The organism is Pseudomonas lini (assembly GCF_001042905.1).
Taxonomy (GTDB): Bacteria; Pseudomonadota; Gammaproteobacteria; order Pseudomonadales; family Pseudomonadaceae; genus Aquipseudomonas; species Aquipseudomonas lini.
In genome coordinates this window covers 264,820-288,947 of sequence record NZ_JYLB01000006.1, presented here as the reverse complement: position 1 = coordinate 288,947, position 24,128 = coordinate 264,820, and the positions used below count along the sequence as shown (strand labels likewise).

Here is a 24,128-nt window from a genome sequence, read left to right as displayed (position 1 = left end):
CAGAAGCTCACTTCCCTTTTGATACCTGATTAGCCGCCCGGAGTGCTTCATGCCTGATTACCGCTCGAAAACATCCACCCACGGCCGCAACATGGCCGGTGCCCGCGCACTGTGGCGCGCCACGGGGATGAAAGATGACGACTTCAAGAAGCCGATCATTGCCATTGCCAACTCCTTTACCCAATTCGTACCGGGCCATGTGCACCTCAAGGATCTTGGGCAACTGGTCGCTCGCGAAATCGAACGGGCCGGCGGCGTCGCCAAGGAATTCAACACCATCGCCGTGGATGACGGCATCGCCATGGGCCACGACGGCATGCTCTATTCGCTGCCCAGTCGCGAGATCATCGCCGACTCCGTCGAATACATGGTCAACGCTCACTGCGCCGACGCCATCGTCTGCATCTCCAACTGCGACAAGATCACCCCTGGCATGTTGATGGCGTCTCTGCGCCTGAATATCCCGGTGATCTTCGTGTCCGGCGGTCCGATGGAAGCCGGCAAGACCAAACTGGCCAGCCACGGTCTCGACCTGGTCGATGCCATGGTAATCGCCGCCGACTCCAGCGCTTCTGACGAGAAAGTCGCTGAGTACGAGCGCAGCGCCTGCCCGACCTGCGGATCGTGCTCCGGCATGTTCACCGCCAACTCGATGAACTGCCTGGTTGAAGCCCTGGGCCTGGCATTGCCGGGCAACGGTTCGACCCTCGCCACCCACAGCGACCGCGAACAGCTGTTCCTGCAGGCCGGCCGCACCATCGTCGAGCTGTGCAAGCGTTACTACGGCGAGAACGATGAGTCGGTGTTGCCACGCAACATCGCCAACTTCAAGGCGTTCGAAAACGCCATGACCCTGGACATCGCCATGGGCGGTTCCACCAACACCATCCTGCACTTGCTGGCCGCGGCCCAGGAAGCCGAGATCGATTTCGACCTGCGCGACATCGACCGTCTCTCCCGTCATGTACCGCAACTGTGCAAAGTCGCGCCGAACATCCAGAAGTACCACATGGAAGACGTGCACCGTGCCGGCGGGATCTTCAGCATCCTCGGCTCCCTGGCCCGTGGCGGTCTGTTGCACACCGACCTGCCGACCGTGCACAGCAAGTCCTTGGCTGAAGGCATCGCCAAGTGGGACATCACCCAGACCACCGACGAAGCCGTGCATCACTTCTTCAAGGCCGGTCCGGCGGGTATCCCGACGCAAACCGCGTTCAGCCAGTCGACCCGTTGGGAAACCCTGGATGACGACCGCGAAAACGGCTGCATCCGCAGTGTTGAACACGCTTACTCGAAAGAAGGCGGCCTGGCCGTTCTGTACGGCAACATCGCTCTGGACGGCTGCGTGGTGAAAACCGCCGGTGTCGACGAGTCGATCCACGTGTTCGAAGGCAACGCGAAGATCTTCGAAAGCCAGGACAGCGCCGTACGCGGCATCCTCGCCGACGAAGTGAAGGCCGGCGACATCGTGATCATCCGTTACGAAGGCCCGAAAGGTGGCCCGGGCATGCAGGAAATGCTGTACCCGACGTCTTACCTGAAATCCAAAGGCCTGGGCAAAGCCTGTGCCCTGCTCACCGACGGCCGCTTCTCTGGCGGCACTTCGGGCCTGTCCATCGGCCACGCTTCGCCAGAAGCTGCTGCTGGCGGCGCGATCGGCCTGGTGCAGGATGGCGACAAGGTTCTGATCGACATTCCAAACCGCTCGATCAACCTGTTGATCAGCGATGAAGAAATGGCCGCGCGCCGTGCCGAGCAGGACAAGAAAGGCTGGAAACCGGTGGAAGTGCGTCCACGTAAAGTGACCACTGCGCTGAAAGCCTATGCCCTGTTGGCCACCAGCGCCGACAAGGGTGCGGTACGTAACAAGGCGATGCTCGACGGGTTGTAATACTTAACCGTCGAACAAAAAAATGCCCCGCCAAGTGCGGGGCTGATCGTTCCCACGCTCCCGCGTGGGAATGCCTCAAGGGACGCTCCGCGTCCAGTGACGCGGAGCGTCACGGGCTGCATTCCCACGCAGAGCGTGGGAACGATCATTCAACATCGATGTTGACTGTCAGACCGCCTTCGCGAGCAAGCCCGCTCCCACATTCGTTCTATGTTGCCGTTGAGAGCGAGCTTGGCCGGGGCTCTTCTTACTGAATATCTTCAGGCTTCACAATCACCCAGTTCTTGTCCGCCGTCACCGCCAACCCTTCTTTCGCCTGGGCTGCTGCGTTTTTGGCCATCATGCCGTTAATCTGGGTCATGTATTTGTCTTTGCGGTTGACCCACAAATGGATGCCGCCTTTGGACACGTCGACGCTGTGGAACAGCATGTAGCCGTCGCTGGTCGGAGTATCACCGCCAACCAGGACCGGTTTTTTCCATTCATCGATGTACGTCAGGATCGCCGACTGCTTACCCGCCATCCAGGTAGCCGGGGTCCACAGGTACGGGGTCAGTTCGAGACCCAGGTTGGCCTTCTCATCATACTTGCCAGCAGTGACCTGCTTGCGTGCCGTGGTCAACTCGCCGGTCTTGCGGTCCTTGAGCAGCAGGCTCACGCCGATCACGTTCTGTGGTTTGACGTTGTAGCCGTATTTCGGATCGGAGGCGACCATGCGCACCAGTTCTTCAGAGGCGGCGGTCATCACATAGACCTCGATGCCGTTCTCCATCAGCTTGTTATAGAGCTCTTTTTGACCGGTGAAGATTTTCGGCGGATTGACGTCGATGGTCTTGACCACGTCGCCTTCGTAATAAGTGCTCGGCACCGGTTTGCCAGACGCCATCAGCTCATCGACGTTGCCCTTGAGTTCCTGAAGCGTGAAGCCGGAAAACACTTGGGCGACCCATGGATAGCAAACCATGTCGTCGATTTCACAGAGGCGATAGTAGTAGCTGAACAGGCTTTCCTTATGGTCGGCGGTGTCCTTGAACGGCATCAGTTTCAGGGAGGGATCAAGTGTCTCGCGGGTGATCAGGCCCTTGTTTTCCATGAACGGCAACAAGGACTCTTCAAGATCGTAGCGGTAACTGGTGTTGTCCATGTCGAACACCGCGAAGTTACCTTTGTTGGCATTGGCCGCGATCATCGCGTCCAGCGCCTTGGCCTGATCGGCTGGCCAGTGTTTCAGGTCAGTAGCGAACGCTTGGCCGGCAAGGCCCAAGCCCAAACTTAATCCGAGTACGGCAGCCAGAAATTTCGGTGCGAGCTTCATCTGCGTTTCTCCCTGATTGAAAGATATCGACGCTAACAAATCTGTATGACAGTCCCCGCCTGCCCGCGACCGCTTGCATCCTGATTCCGTCAGCGGCATTCCCCACAGCGTCAACGGCTTATTCCAAAAACGACAGTCAACCGCTGTTTTTGATATTAAATCATTACATATCAAGCTGTTAGGCTTGCCGGTTCGCAGCTGCGCCGGAATGCAGCTGGCAAAGTCACTGGAGCTCTTATGAATCTGCCGCTGATCCTCAATCTGCTGGTGTTCCTCGCCTTGCTCTTTGGCCTGGCGCAAACTCGTCACACCACTTGGAGCCTGGCCAAAAAGGTTCTGCTCGCGCTAGTACTGGGCGTGGCATTTGGCGTCGCTCTGCACACGATTTACGGTGCGGGCAACCCGGTATTGAAAGCCTCGATCGGCTGGTTCGATCTGGTGGGCAACGGTTATGTGCAGTTGCTGCAAATGATCGTGATCCCGCTGGTGTTCGCCTCGATTCTCAGCGCCGTGGCGCGCCTGCACAACGCTTCGTCGCTGGGCAAGATCAGCTTCCTGACCATCGGCACGCTGCTGTTCACCACCGCTATCGCGGCGCTGATCGGCATCGGCCTGACTAACCTGTTCGGCCTCACCGCCGAAGGCCTGGTCGCTGGCACCCAGGAAATGGCTCGCCTGCAAACCATTCAGAGCGATTACGCGGGCAAGGTCGCTGACCTGAATGTGCCGCAACTGCTGCTGTCGTTCATCCCGCAGAACCCGTTCGCCGATCTGGCCCGCGCCAAGCCAACGTCGATCATCAGTGTGGTGATCTTCGCCGCATTCCTTGGGGTCGCCGCGCTGCAACTGCTCAAGGATGATGTCGAGAAAGGTCAGAAAGTGATCAACGCCATCGACACCCTGCAAGCCTGGGTGATGCGTCTGGTACGTCTGGTGATGAAGCTGACCCCATACGGCGTATTGGCGCTGATGACCAAAGTGGTCGCCGGCTCCAACCTGCAAGACATCATCAAGCTCGGCAGTTTCGTGGTGGTGTCCTATATCGGACTGGGCTTGATGTTTGTGGTGCATGGCCTGCTGGTGTCGGCGGCCGGGATCAACCCGCTGCGCTTCTTCCGCAAGATCTGGCCGGTACTGACGTTTGCCTTCACCAGCCGCTCCAGCGCCGCCACCATTCCGCTGAGCATCGAAGCCCAGACCAGCCGTTTGGGTATTCCACAATCCATCGCCAGTTTCGCCGCCTCGTTTGGCGCGACCATTGGCCAGAACGGCTGTGCCGGTCTGTACCCGGCAATGTTGGCGGTGATGGTCGCGCCGACCGTGGGCATCAACCCGCTGGACCCATTATGGATCGCGACGTTGGTGGCGATTGTGACGTTGAGTTCGGCCGGTGTGGCCGGGGTCGGTGGCGGCGCGACCTTCGCCGCGTTGATCGTGCTCCCGGCCATGGGTTTACCGGTGTCACTGGTGGCGTTGCTGATTTCGGTTGAGCCGTTGATTGATATGGGTCGTACGGCGTTGAACGTGAGTGGTTCGATCACGGCGGGGGCGATTACCAGTCAGATGATGCAGCAGACCGATAAAGAGCTGCTGGATGCGGATGAGCATTCGGAGTTGGCTCAGGCTTAAGGCGTACCGATCGTTCCCACGCTCCCGCGTGGGAATGCCTCAAGGGACGCTCCGCGTCCAGTGACGCGGAGCGTCACGGGCTGCATTCCCACGCAGAGCGTGGGAACGATCTATGTACGCTCCCACACCTCAAAGCTATACGCCGGCTTGTCACCCTCCGCCGGATTCGGAACATTCGACACCAGTTTCCACTGGTTCAAATCAAACTCCGGAAACCACGCATCCCCTTCCGGGCTCAGCGCCACGCGGGTCAGGTATAGCCGATCAGCCTGTGCCAACCCTTGCGCATACAACTGCGCCCCGCCAATCAACATCACCTCATCGACACCCTGCTCGTTCGCCCATTGCTGCGCGCGAACCACCGCCGCCTCCAGCGACGGATAAACCTCCGCGCCTTCCAGCTGCAGATCTGCCTGACGGCTGACCACGATGTTCAACCGCCCCGGCAGCGGACGACCGAGCGAATCCCAGGTCTTGCGACCCATGATGATCGGCTTGCCGAGGGTAGTGGCCTTGAAGTATTTGAAGTCCCCCGGCAAGTGCCAGGGCATGCTGTTGTCGACGCCGATCACACGGTTTTCACCGAGGGCTGCGATCAGGCTGAGGGGGAGTGATTTAGTCATGTCGGCGAGGATACCAGAGCCTCCCTTACCCCGATAAGCGTCACAGCGGTTATGCTCACCGCTCAATTAAGCGACGGGAAGCCGCGTGACTGAACTGACTCCACTGCAAAACCTCTGGCTGAGCGAAACCATGCGCCTGCGTGAAGAACACGCGGGCCCCTTGGACGATCTGGAAGCCAATCGAATCGCCCGTAGCGCCGGCGGCGACCTGCCGACGCGTATTCAACGCCGCGCCCTATGGCTGGCCGAGCGCAACGGACAGACCCACGCCCTCAAACATTGGCTGCAAGGCGCGCGACTGGCGCTGATCGTGCTGGCCGTATTGGCGGTGATCAGTGGCGCCGGCCTGGCGTTTGCCGCGCTGGGCGACGGCCAGACCCCGGTCAATGTGTTCTGGGCGTTGGGCAGTCTGCTCGGGCTGAACCTGATTCTATTGCTGAGTTGGGCCTTGGGCCTGGTGTTCGCCGGGGAACAAGGTGCAGCCCTTGGACGATTATGGCTGTGGCTCAGTGAAAAACTCGCCCGCGATGCCAACGCCGCGCAACTGGCGCCGGCCCTGCTGCTGTTGCTGCAACGGCAGAAACTCAATCGTTGGGCGCTGGGCGTGCTGGTCAACGGATTGTGGTTGCTGGCGATGCTCAGTGCTTTAGTGATGGTGCTGATACTGATGGCGACCCGGCGCTACGGCTTCGTCTGGGAGACCACCATTCTCGGCGGCGACACCTTCGTCGCCATGACCCAAGCCCTCGGCGCCCTGCCGGCCTTACTCGGTTTCAGCGTGCCCAGCGTGGAGATGATCCGCGCCAGCGGCGATGCCGCGCTGAACATCGAAAGCGCCCGCCAGGCCTGGGCGGCGTGGCTGGTTGGGGTGCTGCTGGTGTACGGCGTTTTGCCGCGATTGTTGCTCGCATTGTTCTGCCTGTGGCGCTGGAAAACCGGCCAAGCAGCCCTGCATCTGGATTTGAACCTGCCCGGCTACGCCCAACTGCGCGAACGGCTGATGCCCACCAGCGAACGCCTGGGCATCAGCGATGCCGCGCCAGAACAACTTCATCGGGTTGAAAGCGCTGTCAGCGATCTGCAAAGCGATGGCGCGCTGTTGGTGGCCATCGAGCTGGATGACCAACGCCCTTGGCCGCCGCAATTGCCGAAAACCGTCAACAACGCCGGCATCCTCGACAGTCGTGAATCCCGACACAAACTGCTCGAACAGCTGAGCCGTTTTCCCCCGGCTCGCCTGGCCATTGCCTGTGACCCACGGCGCTCGCCGGACCGTGGCAGCCTGGCATTGATCGCCGAACTGGCCCGCAGCGCCAGCGCCACCCGTGTGTGGTTGTTGCAAGCGCCGCCCGGCGAAGCGCTGGATGCCGAACGCCTGGGCGACTGGCATGTTGCGCTACAACAACTGGACCTGCCGTTCGCCGATTGCGCGCCGTTGAACTGGCTGGAGACGGGTCATGACTAATCCATTAAAACTCGCCGTGGTCGGCCACACCAATGTCGGCAAAACCTCGTTGCTGCGAACGCTGACACGGGACGTCGGCTTCGGCGAAGTGTCCCATCGCCCCAGCACCACTCGCCACGTCGAAGGCGCGCGATTGTCGGTAGACGGCGAGCCATTGCTTGATCTCTTCGACACTCCGGGCCTGGAAGACGCCATCGCCCTGCTCGACTACCTCGAACGCCTGGAACGACCTGGCGAACGCCTCGACGGCCCGGCACGATTGGCGCGTTTTCTGGAGAGCAGCGAAGCCCGGCAGCGCTTCGAACAGGAAGCCAAGGTGCTGCGGCAATTGCTCGCCTCGGACGCCGGCCTCTATGTGATCGACGCCCGAGAGCCGGTGCTGGCCAAGTACCGCGACGAACTGGAAGTGTTGGCCAGTTGCGGCAAACCGCTGCTGCCGGTGTTGAATTTTGTCAGCAGCGCCCAGCATCGCGAACCTGATTGGCGCGAAGCACTGGCGCGGTTGGGCTTGCATGCCTTGGTGCGCTTCGACAGCGTCGCGCCACCGGAAGATGGCGAGCGTCGACTCTATGAAAGCCTCGCGCTGCTGCTGGAAAACTCCCGCGAACAACTGGAGCGCTTGATCGCCGACCAGCAGGCCCAACGTCTGGCCCGTCAGCAAAGTGCAGCGCGGCTGATTGCCGATTTATTGATCGATTGCGCCGCCTGCCGCCGCAGTGTGGTCAGCGAGGCGGCGCAGGAACAGCAAGCGATCAGCGAACTGCGCAAAGCAGTGCGTCAGCGCGAACAACGCTGCGTCGAGGCCTTGCTCAAGCTCTACGCCTTCCGCCCACAAGATGCGGCGGCCAGTGACTTGCCGTTGCTCGATGGCCGCTGGGGCGATGATCTGTTCAACCCGGAAACCCTGAAGCAGCTCGGTGTGCGGGTCGGCGGCGGTATCGCGGCCGGCGCGGCGGCCGGGGCCGGGGTTGATTTGCTGGTGGGCGGCCTGACCCTCGGCGCCGCGGCATTGGCCGGAGCGATTGCCGGCGGCGCCCTGCAAACCGCCCGCAGTTACGGCAGTCGCCTGCTGGGCAAGATCAAAGGGCAGCGAGAACTGACCGTCGACGACGGCGTGCTGCGGCTGTTGGCGTTGCGCCAGCGGCAATTGCTGCAGGCTCTGAATTCCCGTGGCCACGCGGCGATGGACAGCATTCAGGTCGCCACGCCGCAGGACAAAACCTGGCGCGAAGGCAAACTGCCCGAAGCGCTGAACAAGGCGCGGGCGCATCCGCAGTGGTCGTCGCTGAATCCGAATTCGAAGTTGAGTCAGGGGGAGCGGCAGGAGCAGGTTGAGGTGTTGGCGCAACAACTTTAAAGACCCGCAATCTGCGGTGTCAGCTCTGGCCTCATCGCGGGCAAGCCCGCTCCCACAGGGATCTTCGGTGTTCATACAATTTCTGTATCACCCGAGACCTTGTGGGAGCGGGCTTGCCCGCGATGGGCGCGACTCGATTGTGAAGCTTTACTCAGCCAGCAGCCGCAACGCCTTTTCCTTCAAGATGCCCAGATCCATCACCGGCACCCACAACTCCTTCGCCAACTCATCCCACTGACGCATCCGCAAACTGACCGCACACAACGGATCCTGCTCGAACGCCTCAGCCTCGGCAGCCGTCATCACCCCGCCCTGATACTCAAGCGTCCGCCGACTGGCTTCACTTAAACGCTCGTAGTACCCGGGCTCTTTGAGCGTCAGATAACGTTTCGCCTGAACGTGATATTCCACCAGCCGCGCCAGGCGTTCGCTGAAGCCGGCGCGACGCAAGTAATCCGCCCCCAGTCGCTCGTGGCTGACTATCCCAAAACCACCCATGTTCTCGGCACCCTCGGCGCAGATATGCCCGATGTCATGAAAGAACGCCGCCAGCACCACTTCATCATCGAACCCCTCGGCCATCGCCAGTTCCGCCGCCTGAGACATGTGCTCGATCTGCGACACTGGTTCGCCGATGTAATCGTTGTCGCCAAACCGCTCGTACAGACCGAACACCTCGGCGATCACTTGCTCATGGCGGCCCATCAACTGTCTCCCAATAAGGTCGCAACGTTACGTTCGGCCATCGCCGGCCCGACGCTCATGCCGACACCGGTGTGCATCAACGCCACGCTCACACCTGGCATCGGCTGCAGAAAGGAGAACGGCCCCGGCCCGCGTGAACCATAGACGCCCTGCCAGCGTTCGACCACTTGCACCTTGCAGCCCAACGTCTGCTCGGCCAGTTCAATCATCCAGTGATCCACCTGCTCGGCATTGAACGGTGATGGATCGCTGCCGTAATGGTGGGAATCGCCGATGATCAATTCACCGTAAGGCGTCGGGCTGATCAGCAGGTGAATGCCGTTTTCATGCAGATGGGGTGCGTCGCGCAGAATTTGCGCCTGTACCGCTGCGGCTTCCGGCAGATCGGCGAAGGCGCCGTAATGCACGCAACTCAGGCCGGTGAGCAGCGCGTGTTGCAGATCGAGGTTGATCTGCGGTCGGGCACGAAGCATTTGCAAGCGGCAGATTTGCGGATTCAGTTCGGCAATCGGCTCGGCCAACAGCGTTTGATAATCGTGGCCAGAGCAGACGATGATCTGCTCGGCGCCGAAGGTGCCGACGGTGCTGTGCAAGCGCCCCGGCTCGATGTCGCGCACCAGCGTGGAGAAGTGAAACTCGACGCCTAACTCGCGGCGCAGGTAGTCGATTAACGCCGGAATTGCTTCGCGGGAATACAGCTGCTGGTCGTCCATGCCGTGCAACGCGGCGCGGTGATGGCTGAACTGGCCCCCGTATAAATCGCGCAATGCCGCACCGCGCAGCAGGTCGACGCGGTAACCGTGCTCCATGGCGCGGCCGCCGCAGAAGGCTTCCAGCAGGTGCTCTTCCGCTTCGGTCCGGGCGAACAAGTATGAGCCGTTGCGCTTGAGTTGCAGGCCAGCCAGTTGTGCCCATTGGCCCCAGATGTCGCGGCTGGCCTTGGCCAGTTCAAGCATTGGGCCCGGAGGCTGGCCGGTGACCAGTGCCTGGCCGAAGTTGCGCACCGACGCGCCGAGTGGGGTTTCGCTGCGCTCGAAGACTTTGACCTTGAGGCCGCGTCTGGCGGCGGCATAGGCGTGGGACAGGCCGAGAATGCCGGCGCCTACGATCAGCATGTCGTTGTGGTGTGTCATCAAGAGATGTCCCGAATTCGAGACCGCCTTCGCGAGCAAGCCCGCTCCCACATTTGATCTGTGTCGTTCACAAATTTAGTGTCCGCTGGAGATCTACTGTGGGAGCGGGCTTGCTCGCGAAGAGGCCCTGTCAGCCTACGAAGATTTACTTGGCAGCCACTTTCTCGGACTTGCCGTCATAACGCTTACGCCATTCGGTAAGGATCTGGTCGCGATTCTTAGAGGCCCAGGCAAAGTCGTTCTTGATCAAACGCTGCTCATAATCCGCCGGCAATTCAGTCTGCGGCTTGGCGATACCCGGTTGCGCGAGCACGGCGAAGTTCTCCTTATAAAGCTCCATCGCCGCCGGGCTCGCAGAGAAGTCAGCCAGCTTCTTCGCCGCGTCTTCGTGCGGTGTGCCTTTGATCACGGCCGTCGCTTCGATCTCCCAGCCCAGGCCTTCTTTCGGCAGGATGATGTCAAGCGGCGCGCCCTGGCGTTTCAGCTGAACGGCCGGGTATTCGAAGGAAATACCGATCGGGAACTCCCCGGCGGCGGCGAGTTTGCACGGTTTGGAACCAGAGTGAACGTACTGGCCGATGTTCTGGTGCAGGTCGTCCATGTACTGCCAGCCCTGCTTCTCGCCGAAGGTTTGCAGCCAGGCGCTGACGTCGAGGAAACCGGTGCCGGACGAGGCCGGGTTGGGCATGACGATCTTGCCTTTGTATTCAGGCTTGGTCAGGTCCTGCCAGCTCACGGGTTTACTCAGACCCTGCTTTTCAGCCTCGACTGTGTTGAAGCAAATGGTCGCCGCCCAGACGTCCATGCCGACCCAGGCTGGCGGGTTAGCGGCGTCGCGATAGTTACCGCCGATCTTGCCCAGATCCTTCGGTGCGTAGCTTTGCAGCATCCCTTGCTGATCGAGGATCGCCAGGCTCGAGGCTGCCAGGCCCCAGACCGCGTCAGCTTGTGGACGAGCTTTTTCGGCCAGGAGTTTGGCGGTGATGATGCCGGTGGAATCGCGCACCCACTTGATCTCGACGTCCGGGTTGGCCTTTTCAAAGGCCTCTTTGTAGGTCTTCAGTTGTTCGGCTTCGAGAGCGGTGTACACCGTCAACTCGGTTTTCGCCGCAAAGGCATTCAGGCTGAAAGCGGTGAGGACAGCAGCGGCCAGGGCCAAAGGCTTGAACATGATCTTTTCCTGTTTGAGTTGAGGTGTGGGGGCAAATCAATGACTGGGCGCGGTCTGCCGCCAGGCCTGGGAGCGACGCAACAAACCGCGCGAGGCCCAGGCCAGCAGCAGGGACACGCCCGCCGAGGTGAACAGAATCAGGGTCGACATCGCCGCCGCGCCGCCGACGTTGCCGGCGTCGTCCATGTTCAACACCGCCACCGCCGCGAGGATGGTGTCAGGGCTGTAGAGGAAGATCGCCGCCGAGACGGTGGTCATGGCCGAGACGAACAGGTAGCGCACGATGTCCAGCAGCGCCGGCAGGCAGATCGGCACGGTGACCCGCAGGTAGTGCCGGTACAGCGGCGCCTTGAGCGACAGCGCGGCGGCTTCGAACTCGGCATCGAGTTGGCGCAGCGCGGTGGTGGCGGTCATTTGTGCAGTGGTCAAATAGTGAGCAATGGTGCAGACCACCAGCAGCGTCATGGTCCCGTAGAGCACATGCAGCGGGTTGCCGGTGAGGTTGAAGAAGAAGACGTAACCCAGGCCCAGCACCAGACCCGGCACCGCCATCGGTACGAAACTGAGCATGCGCAGTGTCAGATTCAGCCCGCGCTGGCCCTTGGTTTTTTCCATCAGGTAAGCACCGGTGAAGATCAGCACACTGCCGATCAACGCCGTACACAACGCCATTTTCACGCTGTTGCCGTAGGCCAGCCAGCCGCCGCCCGCCGTGTCGTTGAACTGGTAATGGTTGAGCGACAGCGACAGGTTGTACGGCCAGAATTTCACCAGCGACGAGTACACCGCCATGCCGAAGACCAGCAGCAACACCGCGCAGATCAACAGCACGATGGCCAGATAACAACCGTCGCGCAGCTTCGATGGAGCCGGTTGAAAGACTCGCGCCCGACCGCTCATGGAATCGCCATGGCGCCGACGCAGCCACGCATCGACGCCGAAGCTGAACAGCGCCGGCAGCAGCAACACCATGCCGATCAGCGCGCCGCGACCGAATTGTTGCTGGCCGACCACGGCTTTGTAGGCTTCCAGCGCCAGCACTTGATAGTCGCCACCGACCACCACCGGCACACCGAAGTCGGTGATGGTCAGGGTGAAGACGAGGCAGAACGCCGCGAACACCGCCTGACGGGTCGCCGGCCAGGTGATGCTGCGAAAGGCTTTCGCCGGACTAGCGCCCATGCTGGAAGCAGCATCGAACAGTCGCGCATCCGCCAGTGACAGCGCCGACAGCAAAATCATCAGCGCGTGTGGGAAGGTGTAGATGACCTCGCCCAGAACAATGCCCCAGAAGCCGTAGATATTGTCCGAGAGCAAACCGCGCAGCATGCCCTGATTGCCGAACAGATAAACCAGCGCAATCCCCGGCAGCATCGACGGCGCCATCAGCGGCAACAGCGACATGCCGCGCCAGATGCCTTTACCGGGAATCAATGTACGTTGCAGGGCGTAGGCAAACAGATAGGCCAGCGGTACGACGATGGCCGCGACGCTGAGGGAAACTTTCAAACTGTTGCCGAGCAACCAGTGGAAATTGGCACTGGTCAGCAGTTCACGGGCAGCCACCAGACCACCGCCCTGCCCGGCTTCAGAACTGAAACCGCGCCAGAAGATCGCCAGCAATGGCATCAACACCGCGACGCCGAGCAACACCAGCAGCAGAACCTTGCCGCCGACCACGAACAGACGGTCGCCGATCTCGGCACGGGAGGTCTGCCAAACCTGCTTGTGCGGTATCGGCAGGGCGACGTTCGCGCTCATCAGGCAAACACCTGCAGGCTGCGCGGCGGCAAGGCGACCATGATCTGCTGCGCGCCGAGACGCGGCATGGCTTCCGGCGCCAGTTCCGCCAGTAGCGCATGGCCCGGCAGTTGATCGAGTTCGAAGCTCATGCGGCAGCGGTTGCCGAGAAAAGTGATCTCGCGAACCTTGGCCGGGAACAGGTTTTCTTCATGCACCGGCGGGTTGACGTTGATGGCTTCGGGACGGCAGAACAAACGGCCCGAGGCAGTTTTAGCGCTGCCTTCAGCCAGACGCATGTTCATCCCGCCGACCTGGGCATGACTGTCGCTGCTACGGCGGAACGGCAGCCAGTTGCCCTGACCGACGAACTCGGCCACAAACGGTGTGGCCGGACGGTCGTAGATTTCCTGTGGCGTGGCGTACTGCTCGACCTTGCCGTTGTTCATCACGGCGATGCGGTCGGCCATCAGCATGGCTTCGTCCTGATTGTGGGTGACCATCAGGGTGGTGACACCGAGGTTGCGCTGCAATTGGCGCAGTTCGGTGCACAGATGCTCGCGGACCCGGGCGTCGAGCGCCGACATCGGTTCGTCCAGAAGCAACAATGAAGGGGCCGGCGCCAAGGCTCGAGCCAGTGCGACACGTTGCTGCTGACCACCGGACAATTGGCTGGGGTATTTTTTCTCACTGCCGATCAGGCCGACCAGTTCCAGCATCTGACCGACGCGCTGGCGCACTTCATCGCGACTGCTACTGGCGAGGCCGTAGGCGATGTTCGCCTCGACGGTGAGATTGGGAAACAGTGCGTAGGACTGGAAGAGAATGCCGTAGTCCCGAGCCTGAGGTGCCAGGTGGGAAACGTCGCGATCGCCGAGGTACAACTCGCCGCGGTCTTGTTTCTCGAGGCCGGCGATGCAGCGCAGCAAGGTGGTTTTGCCACAGCCCGACGGCCCCAAGAGGCACACCAGCTCACCGGCCGCCACGTCAAGGGAGACGTTATCCAGCGCGGTGAACGCGCCGAAGCGTTTCTGCACGCCGCGCACTTTCATCGGCGCGCCGGGGTTGGTCAGGGTAGTTGCAGTCGAGTGGTTCATGGACAGACCTCATCAAGCAGATGAGGGCCATCCTAGGTTTGCAATGCGTCCGTCATGTGGCAACGAGGCAAAAACGGCCGATAGTGGTATTCGGGGATTTGGGTTGGATGCGGCGGCGTACCGACGGACGCCTTCGCGGGCAAGCCTCGCTCCTACAGGGGAATGCGATCAACCTGTAGGAGCGAGGCTTGCCCGCGAAGAGGCCATAAGCATCGCCACAAGTCTCAGGCTGGGGCCATTTCCTGCGCCAACCCCAGAAACGCCGCCGGCAGCCGCGCACCTTTTCGCTCCTTGAGGCAGTACAGGTACTCGGGAATCTGCGGCGCATTTTCGATAGTCAGCACCCGCAATTGCGGATCGTGCGGCACTTCCTGCCGAGCAATGATGCTGATGCCGATGTTGCGCAATACCGCCTCACGAATCGACTCCCGGCTGCCAATCTCCAGCAACGGTCCAAAACTCACCCCCGCGTTGGCCAGCAATTCTTCGGTCAAGCGCCGAGTGGTCGAGCCCGACTCCCGCATCAACAAGGTATGGCCTGCCAGCGCACTGAGCGGTACATGATCATGCACCGCCAGCGGATGATTGCGGTGCACCGCCAGCACCAGTGGATCGCTGCCGAGCACCCGGCGAATCAGCCGCGCATCGTCCAGCAACTGCGAGGACGCAGCGACATCGACCCGGTAATCCTCCAGCGCCTCCAATACCTGTTGGGAGTTGCCGATTTCCACCGACACCTCCACCTGCGGCAAGCGCTCGCGAAAGGTCTTCACCAGGTCGAGGATGTAATACGGCGCCGTGGCAGCAATGCGCAACGTGCCCTGGACCTGACCGCTGTTACGCAGGAAAAACTCGATGTCAGCTTCCTGTTGCAACAGCGCCTTGACCATCGGCAACAACCGCGCGCCTTCGTCACTGACGCTGAGGCGGCGGCCGCCACGATAGAACAGCTCAACCGAGTACTGGCTTTCCAGATGCCGAATCTGGGTCGTCACCGTCGGTTGGCTCAGGCCGAGCTTTTTCGCTGCCAGGGTAATGCTGCCCAATCGGGCAACCATGTAAAACGCCTTCAGCTCGGCACTCAGCACGCCCTTCCCTCATCGTCTATTTGCGCAACAGGCGCAAACCGTTGAACACCACCAACAGGCTCACGCCCATGTCGGCGAACACCGCCATCCACATGGTGGCGATCCCGGCGAAGGTTACCCCAAGAAAGATCGCTTTGATGACCAATGCGAGAGCAATGTTCTGTTTGAGGATATTCGAGGTCTGCCGCGACAGGCGAATGAAAGCAGGGATTTTGCGCAGATCGTCGTCCATCAGAGCGACATCAGCGGTTTCAATGGCGGTGTCGGTGCCGGCGGCTGCCATGGCGAAACCGATCTCGGCCCGCGCCAGTGCCGGAGCGTCGTTAATGCCGTCGCCGACCATCCCGACCCGATGGCCTTGGGCATACAGCGTTTCGATAGCTTGCAGCTTATCGGTCGGCAACAGATCGCCCTGCGCCTGATCGATGCCCACATGGGCGGCGATGGCCTGGGCGGTGTGAACGTTGTCGCCGGTCAGCATCAGGGTTTTGATGCCCAACTCATGCAGCTGCTGGATCGCTTCGCGACTGGACGCTTTCACTGTGTCCGCGACGGCAAACAGCGCCAAGGGACCCGACTTGTCGAGCAACAGCACCACGGATTTGCCCTGTTTCTCCAGAGCAAACAGTTTCTCTTCCAGCGCTGGCGAACACAGGCCCAAATCTTCCACCAGGCGATGGTTGCCCAAGTGGTAGAGCTCACCGTTGATCTCGCCGCGCACGCCACGACCGGCCAGGGCTTCGAAGTTATCCACAATCAGCGGCTTGAGTTGTTTATCAACAGCCGCATTGGCGATGGCCAGTGACACCGGGTGATCCGAACGACCGGCCAGTGCCGCCGCAATGGCCGGGGCTATTTCATCTGCGATTGGGTCGAGGGACAAATAGTCGGTCTGCACCGGTTTGCCGTGAGTGAGGGTGCCGGTCTTGTCGAGGGCCAGGTAATCGAGTTTGTGGCCGTGCTCAAGATAAACGCCGCCCTTGATCAGAATCCCTTTGCGCGCCGCTGCCGCGAGGCCACTGACGATGGTCACCGGAGTGGAAATCACCAATGCACATGGGCAGGCGACCACCAGCAACACCAACGCCCGGTAGATCCAGTCGAACCACAGCGCGTCCATGAACAGCGGCGGGATCACCGCCACGGCCAGGGCCAGGATGAACACCGCCGGGGTGTAGATTTTCGAGAAGGCGTCGACGAAACGCTGGGTCGGAGCGCGTGCACCCTGAGCCTGTTCCACGGCGTGGATAATCCGCGCCAGGGTCGAATTGTTCGCTGCGGCAGTCACGGTATATTCCAGCGAACCGGACTGGTTGATGGTGCCGGCGAACACCTTGTCGCCGATGGTTTTCTCCACCGGGAGGCTTTCACCGGTGATCGGCGCCTGATCGATGGTCGAGTTGCCGGACAGCACTTCACCGTCCAGACCGATCCGTTCGCCGGGACGCACCCGCACCCGCGCACCCAGTTCGATGTCTTTAACCGGTTGGGCGACCCAACTGCCGTCGGCCTGCTGCACCGTGGCCTGCTCGGGGGCCATCTGCATCAGCCCGCCGATGGCGTTGCGCGCCCGGTCCAGAGACCTGGCTTCGATCAACTCGGCCACGGTGAACAGGAACATCACCATCGCCGCTTCCGGCCATTGGCCGATCAGGATCGCACCGGTCACTGCGATGCTCATCAGCGCGTTGATGTTCAGGTTGAGGTTTTTCAGGGCGATCCAGCCCTTTTTGTAAGTGCTGAGGCCACCGCTGAGGATCGAGATCAGCGCGATAACTGCCACCACCCAGTTTGGCGCCGCATTGGTGAAGTGGATAAGCTCGGCGGCCAGCGCCCCGACGCCGGACAGGGCAAGCGGCCACCAGGGCTTTTTCGCAGGTTTAGGGCTCGACGCCGGCGCTTCAGCGCCCTGCTCCATCGGCTCGGCGTGCATGCCGAGGGACTTGATCGCGTCGATGATCGGCGCGGTACTTGGCAGGTCATGGGTCACGCCCAACACCCGGTTGATCAGGTTGAATTCCAGTTGCTGCACACCCGAAAGCTTGCCGAGTTTGTTCTGGATCAGCGTCTGCTCGGTCGGGCAGTCCATCGCCTCGATGCGGAAACTGCTCAGCCGCGCACTGGCGGTCGGCGTCTCGCTCAACACAATCCGCGAAGGTGCCGCCGCTTTGGAGGAACAGCAGGAATCCCCGTGGCCACCATGGTTGTGCTGCTGCACAGGCTGCAGCTTGTGACTGTGATCGTGCCCGGCCTTGGGTTTGTGGGTGTGAAGAGAATCGCTCATTGGTCGCGTCCATGAAGGTGCCTGTTGCCAAGTAAAGACCCTGTAGCCACTATAGGGTCAAGCATCCTTTTGGAGATTGTCGCGATGAAAATCGGAGAACTGGCGAAACTCACCGACTGCGCCGTGGAAACCATCCGCTACTACGAGCGCGAAAACCTGCTGCCGGAGCCGGCCCGCAGCGACGGCAATTACCGCGTCTACACCCAGGCCCACGCCGAGCGCCTGACTTTCATCCGCAACTGCCGCACCCTGGACATGACCCTCGAGGAAATCCGCAGCCTGCTGGCCCTGCGCGACAGCCCGCAAGATCAATGCGAAAACGTCAACGCGTTGATCGACGAACACATCCACCATGTGAAGGCACGAATCGACGGTTTGCTGGCCTTGCAGACACAACTGCTCGACCTGCGCCAACGCTGCAGCGAAGGGCCGGATATCGATCAGTGCGGGATTTTGCAGCGGTTGGAAGTGAGCGGCGGGGTTGTGGCGACGGAGGTTGAGCATTCCCATGTCGGCAGAAGTCACGGCCACTAAGAACACCACAAAAACCTGTGGGAGCGGGCTTGCCCGCGATAGCGGTTTGTCAGTCACATCAATGTTGGATGTGGCGCCGTCATCGCGGGCAAGCCCGCTCCCACAGGTTCAGTAGTTGATCGTCAGACCGCCATTGGCGCGGTCATCGGCGCGTGGTGTTCATAGCCTTCCAACGAGAAATCACTCGGTTCGATCAACTCCAGCCATTCCGGCTGATAAACACCGGTCTTGGCAAACTCCGGCACGCGGTCGGAAATCACCAGTTTCGGCATCGGGAACGGCTCGCGCTTGAGCTGTTCGTTGAGCATGTCCAGGTGGTTTTCGTAGACGTGGGCGTCGCCGATGAAATAGGTGAACCAGCGCGGGGTGTAACCGGTCAAGCGACCGATCAGGCTCAGCAGCGCGGCGCCTTCGGTGAGGTTGAACGGCGTGCCCAGGCCCAGATCGTTCGAACGGATGTAGAGGGTCAAAGAAATCTCTTTGGTCTCGACGTTCGGGTGGAACTGGTACAGCAAGTGGCACGGTGGCAAAGCCATTTCATCAAGTTGCGCGACGTTCCAGCCGTGGAACAGGATGCGGCGGCTGCCCGGGTCCTTGATAATGGTGTCGACGCACTGGCGGATCTGGTCGATCGCCTTGTACAGCACCACGTAGGCCTGACCGTCTTCTTCGCCTTCGGCAATCTGACGATAACCCTGGCTCAACGTCTGCTCGATGGCGGCCTGGTTGCTGACCGGAATCTGCTTGTACGCCGGCCATTTGCGCCATTGCACGCCGTAGATCTCACCGAGGTCGTCTTCACCCTGACGGAACGGGTTGGCCAGCCACTGCGCATTTTCGTTGGCGTTCTGGTCCCAGACCTTGCAGCCCAGCGCACGGAATTCGGCGGCGTTGTTCACCCCACGCAGAAAACCGCACATCTCGCCGATGGCGGATTTGAAGGCCATCTTGCGGGTGGTGATCGCCGGGAAACCCTCCTGCAGATCGAAGCGCAGCATCGCGCCCGGAAAGCTGATGGTGTTCACGCCGGTGCGGTTGGCCTGTTTGGTCCCGTTCTTGATGACGTGGGCGACCAGTTCGAGATATTGCTTCATGAATTACCTGTGTCCTTGAACCCGGGGCCAAAGCCCGCGGGGTTCGAATTTATAGCGCCTGCTTCTTATACAGCAGCAGCGGGGGCCGCCGGGGCGCGTCGATAAGCCAGCCAGATCAGGAACAGCCCGCCGACGATCATCGGTACGCACAGCACCTGGCCCATGGTCAGCCAGTTCCAGGCCAGATAACCCAGTTGCGCGTCCGGCACGCGAACGAATTCGACGATGAAACGGAAGATGCCATAGAACAGCGCGAACATCCCGGACACCGCCATGGTCGGCCGCGGCTTGCGCGAGAACAACCAGAGAATGGCGAACAGCGCCACGCCTTCGAGGGCGAACTGATACAGCTGCGACGGGTGACGCGCCAGTTGCGCCGGATCGGTCGGGAAGACCATCGCCCACGGCACATCGGTGGCCTTGCCCCACAACTCAGCATTGATGAAGTTGCCGATACGTCCGGCGCCCAGACCGATCGGCACCATCGGTGCGACGAAGTCCATCAGCTGGAAGAACGACTTGCCGTTCTTTTTACCGAACCACAACGCGGCCAACATCACACCGATGAACCCGCCGTGGAACGACATGCCGCCCTTCCACACTTCGAAAATCAGCAGCGGGTTGGCGATGTAGGCGCTCAGGTCGTAGAACAGCACATAACCTAAACGGCCGCCGACAATGACGCCCATCGACATCCAAAACACCATGTCGGAGAGTTTCTCTTTGCTCCAGGTCGGGTCGAAGCGGTTCAGCCGACGGGACGCCAGCAGCCACGCGCCGCCGATGCCGATCAGGTACATCAGGCCGTACCAGTGGATTTTCAGCGGGCCGATGGCCAGGGCCACCGGGTCGATCTGCGGGTAAGGCAGCATTGCGACTCCTCGTTAGAGTTGAAACCTTCAAAATTCCCGGATGACGCTGTCACGCCAGGATTAAGCCAGGATTGCGCTGCGCGTCAGAGCAAGAAGCTCAAGCCGACGCAAAACAGCAAAGCGGCAAACAGTCTTTTCAGCAAGCGCGGCGACAGCGTGTGGGCCAGCCGCGCACCGAGGCGGGCGAAAACCATGCTGGTCAGGGCGATCCCCAGCAGCGCCGGCAAATAAACAAAACCGAGACTATGGGCCGGCAGCAGTGGATCGTGCCACCCCAGAATCATGAAACTTAATGCACTGGCCAAGGCGATAGGCAGGCCACAGGCCGACGAAGTGGCCACCGCCTGCTGCATCGGCACGCTGCGCCAGGTCAGGAACGGCACGGTCAACGAGCCGCCGCCGATCCCGAAAATCGCCGAGGCCCAGCCAATAATGCTGCCAGCCACGGTCAGACCGACTTTACCGGGGACCGTTCGGCTGGCCTTGGGCTTGAAGTCCAAAGCGAGTTGAACGGCGATGATCAGCGCAAATACACCGATGATCTTCTGCAAATTCGGCCCGGAAATCGCTTCGGCAGTCAGCGCACCGAAACCGGCACCGATCAGAATGCCCAGCGTCATCCAGGCAAAAATCGGCCAACGCACGGCCCCGCGGCGATGGTGCTCGCGAATCGCATTGACCGACGTAAAGATGATCGTCGCCAGCGAGGTGCCGACTGCCAGATGCGTCAGGATCGACGCATCAAATCCCTGCAAGGTGAAACTAAACACCAGCACCGGGACAATGATGATCCCGCCGCCTACTCCAAACAGCCCGGCCAGCACGCCCGCACAGGCGCCCAGCGCCAGATAGAGCAGAAATTCCATGTCCGCATCCCCAAGCATCCCGAATCAGGAGCGGCATGGTAACGGATGCATGGCCTCGGGCTCCACTGTGGATGGCGATGGATCGATGAGCGATGTCTGCGTAGAGTGAGCAAAAAACACACAAGGACCACCTTATGTGCCTGATTGTTTGTGCTTGGCGGCCGGGTCATGCCCAGCCGCTGATCGTGGCGGCGAACCGCGACGAATTCTACGCCCGGCCCAGCCTGCCCCTGGCGCAATGGCCGCAAGCTCCGCACGTGTATGCCGGTCGTCACCTTGAGGCTGGCGGTACGTGGCTCGGTGTCGGCGCCAACGGGCGCTTCGCCGCGCTGACCAACATCCGTGATCCCCTTCAACCACCAGCGCGCAAGTCGCGAGGCGAACTGGTGGCGCAGTTTCTCAGCGGGGACATGTCGATTGACGACTACTTAAGCGACGTTGTTGCACGTACGCTGGAATATGCCGGGTTTAACCTGCTGATCGGCAATGCCAATGAGCTATGGCACTTCAATGCCCGTGAGACAGAGGCAGTCATGCTCAAACCTGGGGTTTATGGCCTATCGAACGCGGGGCTGGATACGCCGTGGCCGAAAGTGCTCAAGGCCAAGGCAGCATTGAGCGAAGTGTTGGGCGATCCGCAGCCGCAGGCACTATTGGCCTTGCTCAGCGACCCGCAGACGGCGCCGCTTGCCGAATTGCCGGACACTGGCGTGGGGCAGGCTACCGAGACGTTGTTGTCGAGCGTGTTTATCAAGAGCCCGACTTACGGGACACGGGCGAGCACGGCGTTGATCGTTCAGGCGGATGGGGGGCGGCATATGGTCGAAAGGAGTTTCGGGCCGTATGGGGGGCATCTTGGAGAAGTGGAGATCAAAATCTAAAAGATCGCAGCCTTCGGCAGCTCCTACAGGGTTTTGCGTACACCTGTAGGAGCTGCCGAAGGCTGCGATCTTTTCGAGTCCACTCAGTCAGAGGGTCTTGACCGAAGCCGGATTAATCATCCGCGCCAACCCAAGGTTCTTCAGCGCCAACTGCAGCGAGCTGTGGATAACTTGCGGGTTGTCGATGGTCATCAGTTCCGCCAGCAATTCCTTGGCCTTGCTCAGGTTAATCTGACGCAGCATCCACTTCACTTTCGGCAAGTTGGTGGCGTTCATCGACAGGCTGTCGAAACCCATCGCCATCAACAACACCGCCGCCGCCGGGTCACCGGCCATTTCGCCGCAGATACTCACAGGCTTGCCTTCGGCATGAGCGTCACGCACCACGCTCTGAAGGGCTTGCAGCACCGCTGGGTGCAGGTAGTCGTAGAGATCGGCCACCCGCGGGTTGTTGCGGTCCACGGCCAGCAGATACTGGGTCAGGTCGTTGGAACCGACCGACAGGAAGTCCACTTGCCGGGCCAGTTCCTTGGTCTGATACACCGCCGCCGGAATCTCGATCATCACGCCAATCGGCGGCATAGGCACGTCGCAGCCTTCGTCGCGGACTTCGCCCCAGGCACGGTGGATCAGGTGCAGGGCTTCTTCCAGTTCATGGGTGCCGGAAATCATCGGCAGCAAAATGCGCAGGTTGTTCAGGCCTTCGCTGGCCTTGAGCATGGCGCGGGTCTGCACCAGGAAGATTTCCGGGTGGTCGAGCGTCACGCGAATGCCGCGCCAGCCAAGGAACGGGTTGTCTTCCTTGATCGGGAAGTACGACAGCGCCTTGTCGCCGCCGATGTCCAGGCTGCGCATGGTCACCGGTTGCGGATGGAACGCGGCGAGCTGCTCGCGATAGATCGCCAGCTGCTCTTTTTCGCTTGGGAAGCGCTGGTTGATCATGAACGGCACTTCAGTGCGGTACAGACCCACGCCCTCGGCACCGCGCTTCTGCGCCCGTGCCACGTCCGCCAGCAGGCCAGTGTTGACCCACAGCGGCATGCGGTGGCCGTCGACCGTTATGCACGGCAGGTCCCGCAATGCATCCAGACCGAGGGCCAGCTGTTTCTCTTCCTCGACCACCTCGGCGAACTGCTTGCGCAGCACGTCACTTGGGTTGGTATAGACCTCGCCGTGGTAGCCGTCGACGATCATCTGGATGCCGTCGACCTTGGAGTACGGCAAATCGACCAGGCCCATCACCGTCGGAATACCCATGGCACGTGCCAGGATCGCCACGTGGGAGTTGCCGGAACCGAGTACCGACACCAGACCGACCAGCTTGCCTTCCGGCACCTCGCCGAGCATCGCCGGCGTCAGTTCTTCGCTGACCAGAATGGTGTTGTCGGGGTAGACCAGGGTCTGCTGCCGCTCTTCCTGCAGATAAGCCAGCAAGCGTCGACCGAGGTCTTTGACGTCCGAGGCGCGCTCACGCAGGTAGGCGTCGTCCATCAATTCGAAACGGTTGACGTGTTCGGTGACCACTTGACGCAACGCGCCCTGAGCCCACTGACCGGTCTTGATCACCGTGGTGATTTCGCTGCCGAGCGAGGCATCGTCGAGCATCATCAGGTAAACGTCGAACAGCGCCCGTTCTTCAGGCCGCAGCTGGGTGGCCAGCTTGGCGGACAAGGCACGCATGTCGGCGCGCACGCCCTCGATGGCGGTCTTGAACAGGCCAAGTTCCGCGTTGATGTCGGTGATGGTCTTGTCCGGCACCACGTCCAGATCGGCCGGCGGCAGCATGACGACCGCGGTTCCGACCGCCGCGCCCGGCGAACCCGGTACACCGACGAACTTTGCTTCCTGGATACCTTTGCCCTGACGGCCCAGGCCACGGATCGAACCGGTGGCCTCGGCGTGGGCGATAACGCCGGCGAGTTGCGCGCTCATGGTCACGAGGAAGGCTTCTTCACCTTCATCGAACTGGCGGCGTTCTTTTTGCTGAATGACCAACACGCCGACAACGCGACGGTGGTGAATGATCGGCGCCCCGAGGAATGAGGCGTAGCGCTCTTCACCGGTCTCGGCGAAGTAACGGTAGCGCGGGTGATCCGCGGCGTTTTCGAGGTTCAGGGGTTCTTCACGCGTGCCGACCAGGCCGACCAGACCTTCGTTGGGTGCCATGCTGACTTTGCCGATCGAGCGCTTGTTCAAGCCCTCGGTGGCCATCAGCACGAAGCGGTTGGTCTCTGGGTCAAGCAGGTAGACCGAGCAGACCTGGCTGCCCATGGCCTCTTTGACGCGCAACACAATAATCCCCAACGCCGCCTTGAGATCCTTGGCGGAGTTAACTTCCTGGACGATCTTGCGCAGCGTATTGAGCATGGCTCGGGGTCGAACT

19 protein-coding genes are annotated in these 24,128 nt (G+C 61.0%); 6 read left to right on the top strand and 13 right to left on the bottom strand.

The window, feature by feature from the left end; translation table 11 throughout:
- Positions 1-49 precede the first annotated feature (49 nt).
- The gene (gene ilvD, locus TU81_RS19510; protein ID WP_007897835.1) at positions 50-1,891 is read left to right on the top strand and encodes a dihydroxy-acid dehydratase; all 1,842 of its coding nucleotides are present in this window, start codon (positions 50-52) and stop codon (positions 1,889-1,891) included.
- 247 nt (positions 1,892-2,138) lie between these two features.
- Here the strand turns inward: ilvD and TU81_RS19505 are convergent, their stop codons facing one another.
- Positions 2,139-3,206 carry an HAD family hydrolase gene (locus tag TU81_RS19505; RefSeq protein WP_038978387.1) on the bottom strand — a complete coding sequence of 356 codons (1,068 nt, stop codon included), beginning with the start codon at positions 3,204-3,206 and terminating at the stop codon, positions 2,139-2,141.
- A gap of 237 nt (positions 3,207-3,443) precedes the next feature.
- Here TU81_RS19505 and TU81_RS19500 point away from each other — a divergent pair, with 237 nt between their 5' ends.
- The gene (locus TU81_RS19500) at positions 3,444-4,835 is read left to right on the top strand and encodes an L-cystine transporter (RefSeq protein ID WP_038978386.1); all 1,392 of its coding nucleotides are present in this window, start codon (positions 3,444-3,446) and stop codon (positions 4,833-4,835) included.
- Positions 4,836-4,945: 110 nt separating this feature from the next.
- On the opposite strand, the gene TU81_RS19495 is transcribed toward TU81_RS19500, so the two are convergent.
- Entirely contained in the window at positions 4,946-5,458 is a 513-nt protein-coding gene (locus TU81_RS19495) for a dihydrofolate reductase (protein ID WP_038980923.1), read from the bottom strand.
- 85 nt (positions 5,459-5,543) lie between these two features.
- On the opposite strand from TU81_RS19495, the gene TU81_RS19490 reads away from it, so the two are divergent.
- Together TU81_RS19490 and TU81_RS19485 are read left to right on the top strand one after the other, a co-directional pair.
- Positions 5,544-6,923 carry a DUF2868 domain-containing protein gene (locus TU81_RS19490; protein WP_048396329.1) on the top strand — a complete coding sequence of 460 codons (1,380 nt, stop codon included), beginning with the start codon at positions 5,544-5,546 and terminating at the stop codon, positions 6,921-6,923.
- Complete coding sequence (locus TU81_RS19485) at positions 6,916-8,280, top strand: GTPase/DUF3482 domain-containing protein (protein WP_038980917.1); 1,365 nt, start codon at positions 6,916-6,918, stop codon at positions 8,278-8,280. The genes TU81_RS19490 and TU81_RS19485 overlap by 8 nt, the downstream gene beginning before the upstream one ends.
- Before the next feature lie 147 nt (positions 8,281-8,427).
- On the opposite strand, the gene TU81_RS19480 is transcribed toward TU81_RS19485, so the two are convergent.
- The 7 genes from TU81_RS19480 to TU81_RS19450 form a co-directional block, all read right to left on the bottom strand.
- Entirely contained in the window at positions 8,428-8,985 is a 558-nt protein-coding gene (locus TU81_RS19480) for a phosphonate degradation HD-domain oxygenase (protein WP_048396328.1), read from the bottom strand.
- Complete coding sequence (locus TU81_RS19475; RefSeq protein WP_048396327.1) at positions 8,985-10,118, bottom strand: TIGR03364 family FAD-dependent oxidoreductase; 1,134 nt, start codon at positions 10,116-10,118, stop codon at positions 8,985-8,987. Before TU81_RS19475 ends, TU81_RS19480 begins: the two co-directional genes overlap by 1 nt.
- Before the next feature lie 145 nt (positions 10,119-10,263).
- On the bottom strand, positions 10,264-11,289 hold the full coding sequence (locus TU81_RS19470) for a putative 2-aminoethylphosphonate ABC transporter substrate-binding protein (RefSeq protein ID WP_038980913.1): 1,026 nt from the start codon (positions 11,287-11,289) through the stop codon (positions 10,264-10,266).
- A gap of 36 nt (positions 11,290-11,325) precedes the next feature.
- On the bottom strand, positions 11,326-13,050 hold the full coding sequence (locus tag TU81_RS19465) for a putative 2-aminoethylphosphonate ABC transporter permease subunit (protein ID WP_048396326.1): 1,725 nt from the start codon (positions 13,048-13,050) through the stop codon (positions 11,326-11,328).
- Positions 13,050-14,126: a putative 2-aminoethylphosphonate ABC transporter ATP-binding protein gene (locus TU81_RS19460; protein ID WP_048396325.1), complete on the bottom strand. Its 1,077-nt coding sequence runs from the start codon at positions 14,124-14,126 to the stop codon at positions 13,050-13,052. Before TU81_RS19460 ends, TU81_RS19465 begins: the two co-directional genes overlap by 1 nt.
- A 224-nt stretch (positions 14,127-14,350) precedes the next feature.
- Entirely contained in the window at positions 14,351-15,214 is an 864-nt protein-coding gene (locus TU81_RS19455) for a LysR family transcriptional regulator (protein WP_038980910.1), read from the bottom strand.
- A gap of 16 nt (positions 15,215-15,230) precedes the next feature.
- Positions 15,231-17,498, bottom strand: coding sequence for a heavy metal translocating P-type ATPase (locus TU81_RS19450; RefSeq protein WP_038980909.1), 2,268 nt, complete (start codon positions 17,496-17,498; stop codon positions 15,231-15,233).
- 84 nt (positions 17,499-17,582) lie between these two features.
- Between TU81_RS19450 and cadR the strand changes: the two genes are divergently transcribed.
- On the top strand, positions 17,583-18,032 hold the full coding sequence (gene cadR, locus TU81_RS19445; RefSeq protein WP_007897786.1) for a Cd(II)/Pb(II)-responsive transcriptional regulator: 450 nt from the start codon (positions 17,583-17,585) through the stop codon (positions 18,030-18,032).
- 122 nt (positions 18,033-18,154) lie between these two features.
- Here cadR and TU81_RS19440 read toward each other — a convergent pair whose 3' ends face one another.
- The 3 genes from TU81_RS19440 to TU81_RS19430 form a co-directional block, all read right to left on the bottom strand.
- On the bottom strand, positions 18,155-19,126 hold the full coding sequence (locus tag TU81_RS19440) for a thymidylate synthase (protein ID WP_008068024.1): 972 nt from the start codon (positions 19,124-19,126) through the stop codon (positions 18,155-18,157).
- Positions 19,127-19,191: 65 nt separating this feature from the next.
- Positions 19,192-19,998 (bottom strand): prolipoprotein diacylglyceryl transferase, encoded by an 807-nt coding sequence (lgt, locus tag TU81_RS19435; RefSeq protein WP_038980908.1) that lies wholly within the window; start codon positions 19,996-19,998, stop codon positions 19,192-19,194.
- Between the two features lie 83 nt (positions 19,999-20,081).
- Positions 20,082-20,864 carry a sulfite exporter TauE/SafE family protein gene (locus tag TU81_RS19430; RefSeq protein WP_038980907.1) on the bottom strand — a complete coding sequence of 261 codons (783 nt, stop codon included), beginning with the start codon at positions 20,862-20,864 and terminating at the stop codon, positions 20,082-20,084.
- Positions 20,865-20,998: 134 nt separating this feature from the next.
- Between TU81_RS19430 and TU81_RS19425 the strand changes: the two genes are divergently transcribed.
- The gene (locus TU81_RS19425; RefSeq protein WP_048396324.1) at positions 20,999-21,745 is read left to right on the top strand and encodes an NRDE family protein; all 747 of its coding nucleotides are present in this window, start codon (positions 20,999-21,001) and stop codon (positions 21,743-21,745) included.
- Positions 21,746-21,832: 87 nt separating this feature from the next.
- On the opposite strand, the gene ptsP is transcribed toward TU81_RS19425, so the two are convergent.
- Positions 21,833-24,112, bottom strand: a complete 2,280-nt coding sequence (ptsP, locus tag TU81_RS19420) for a phosphoenolpyruvate--protein phosphotransferase (RefSeq protein ID WP_038980905.1) — start codon at positions 24,110-24,112, stop codon at positions 21,833-21,835.
- Between the last annotated feature and the right edge of the window lie 16 nt (positions 24,113-24,128).

Bases quoted from the DNA above. Each gene is read 5' to 3' on its own strand.
- ilvD (WP_007897835.1), top strand. From the start codon at position 50: ATGCCTGATTACCGCTCGAAAACATCCACCCACGGCCGCAACATGGCC.
- TU81_RS19505 (WP_038978387.1), bottom strand. From the start codon at position 3,206: ATGAAGCTCGCACCGAAATTTCTGGCTGCCGTACTCGGATTAAGTTTG.
- TU81_RS19500 (WP_038978386.1), top strand. From the start codon at position 3,444: ATGAATCTGCCGCTGATCCTCAATCTGCTGGTGTTCCTCGCCTTGCTC.
- TU81_RS19495 (WP_038980923.1), bottom strand. From the start codon at position 5,458: ATGACTAAATCACTCCCCCTCAGCCTGATCGCAGCCCTCGGTGAAAAC.
- TU81_RS19485 (WP_038980917.1), top strand. From the start codon at position 6,916: ATGACTAATCCATTAAAACTCGCCGTGGTCGGCCACACCAATGTCGGC.
- TU81_RS19480 (WP_048396328.1), bottom strand. From the start codon at position 8,985: ATGGGCCGCCATGAGCAAGTGATCGCCGAGGTGTTCGGTCTGTACGAG.
- TU81_RS19475 (WP_048396327.1), bottom strand. From the start codon at position 10,118: ATGACACACCACAACGACATGCTGATCGTAGGCGCCGGCATTCTCGGC.
- TU81_RS19470 (WP_038980913.1), bottom strand. From the start codon at position 11,289: ATGTTCAAGCCTTTGGCCCTGGCCGCTGCTGTCCTCACCGCTTTCAGC.
- TU81_RS19465 (WP_048396326.1), bottom strand. From the start codon at position 13,050: ATGAGCGCGAACGTCGCCCTGCCGATACCGCACAAGCAGGTTTGGCAG.
- TU81_RS19460 (WP_048396325.1), bottom strand. From the start codon at position 14,126: ATGAACCACTCGACTGCAACTACCCTGACCAACCCCGGCGCGCCGATG.
- TU81_RS19450 (WP_038980909.1), bottom strand. From the start codon at position 17,498: ATGAGCGATTCTCTTCACACCCACAAACCCAAGGCCGGGCACGATCAC.
- cadR (WP_007897786.1), top strand. From the start codon at position 17,583: ATGAAAATCGGAGAACTGGCGAAACTCACCGACTGCGCCGTGGAAACC.
- TU81_RS19440 (WP_008068024.1), bottom strand. From the start codon at position 19,126: ATGAAGCAATATCTCGAACTGGTCGCCCACGTCATCAAGAACGGGACC.
- lgt (WP_038980908.1), bottom strand. From the start codon at position 19,998: ATGCTGCCTTACCCGCAGATCGACCCGGTGGCCCTGGCCATCGGCCCG.
- TU81_RS19430 (WP_038980907.1), bottom strand. From the start codon at position 20,864: ATGGAATTTCTGCTCTATCTGGCGCTGGGCGCCTGTGCGGGCGTGCTG.
- TU81_RS19425 (WP_048396324.1), top strand. From the start codon at position 20,999: ATGTGCCTGATTGTTTGTGCTTGGCGGCCGGGTCATGCCCAGCCGCTG.
- ptsP (WP_038980905.1), bottom strand. From the start codon at position 24,112: ATGCTCAATACGCTGCGCAAGATCGTCCAGGAAGTTAACTCCGCCAAG.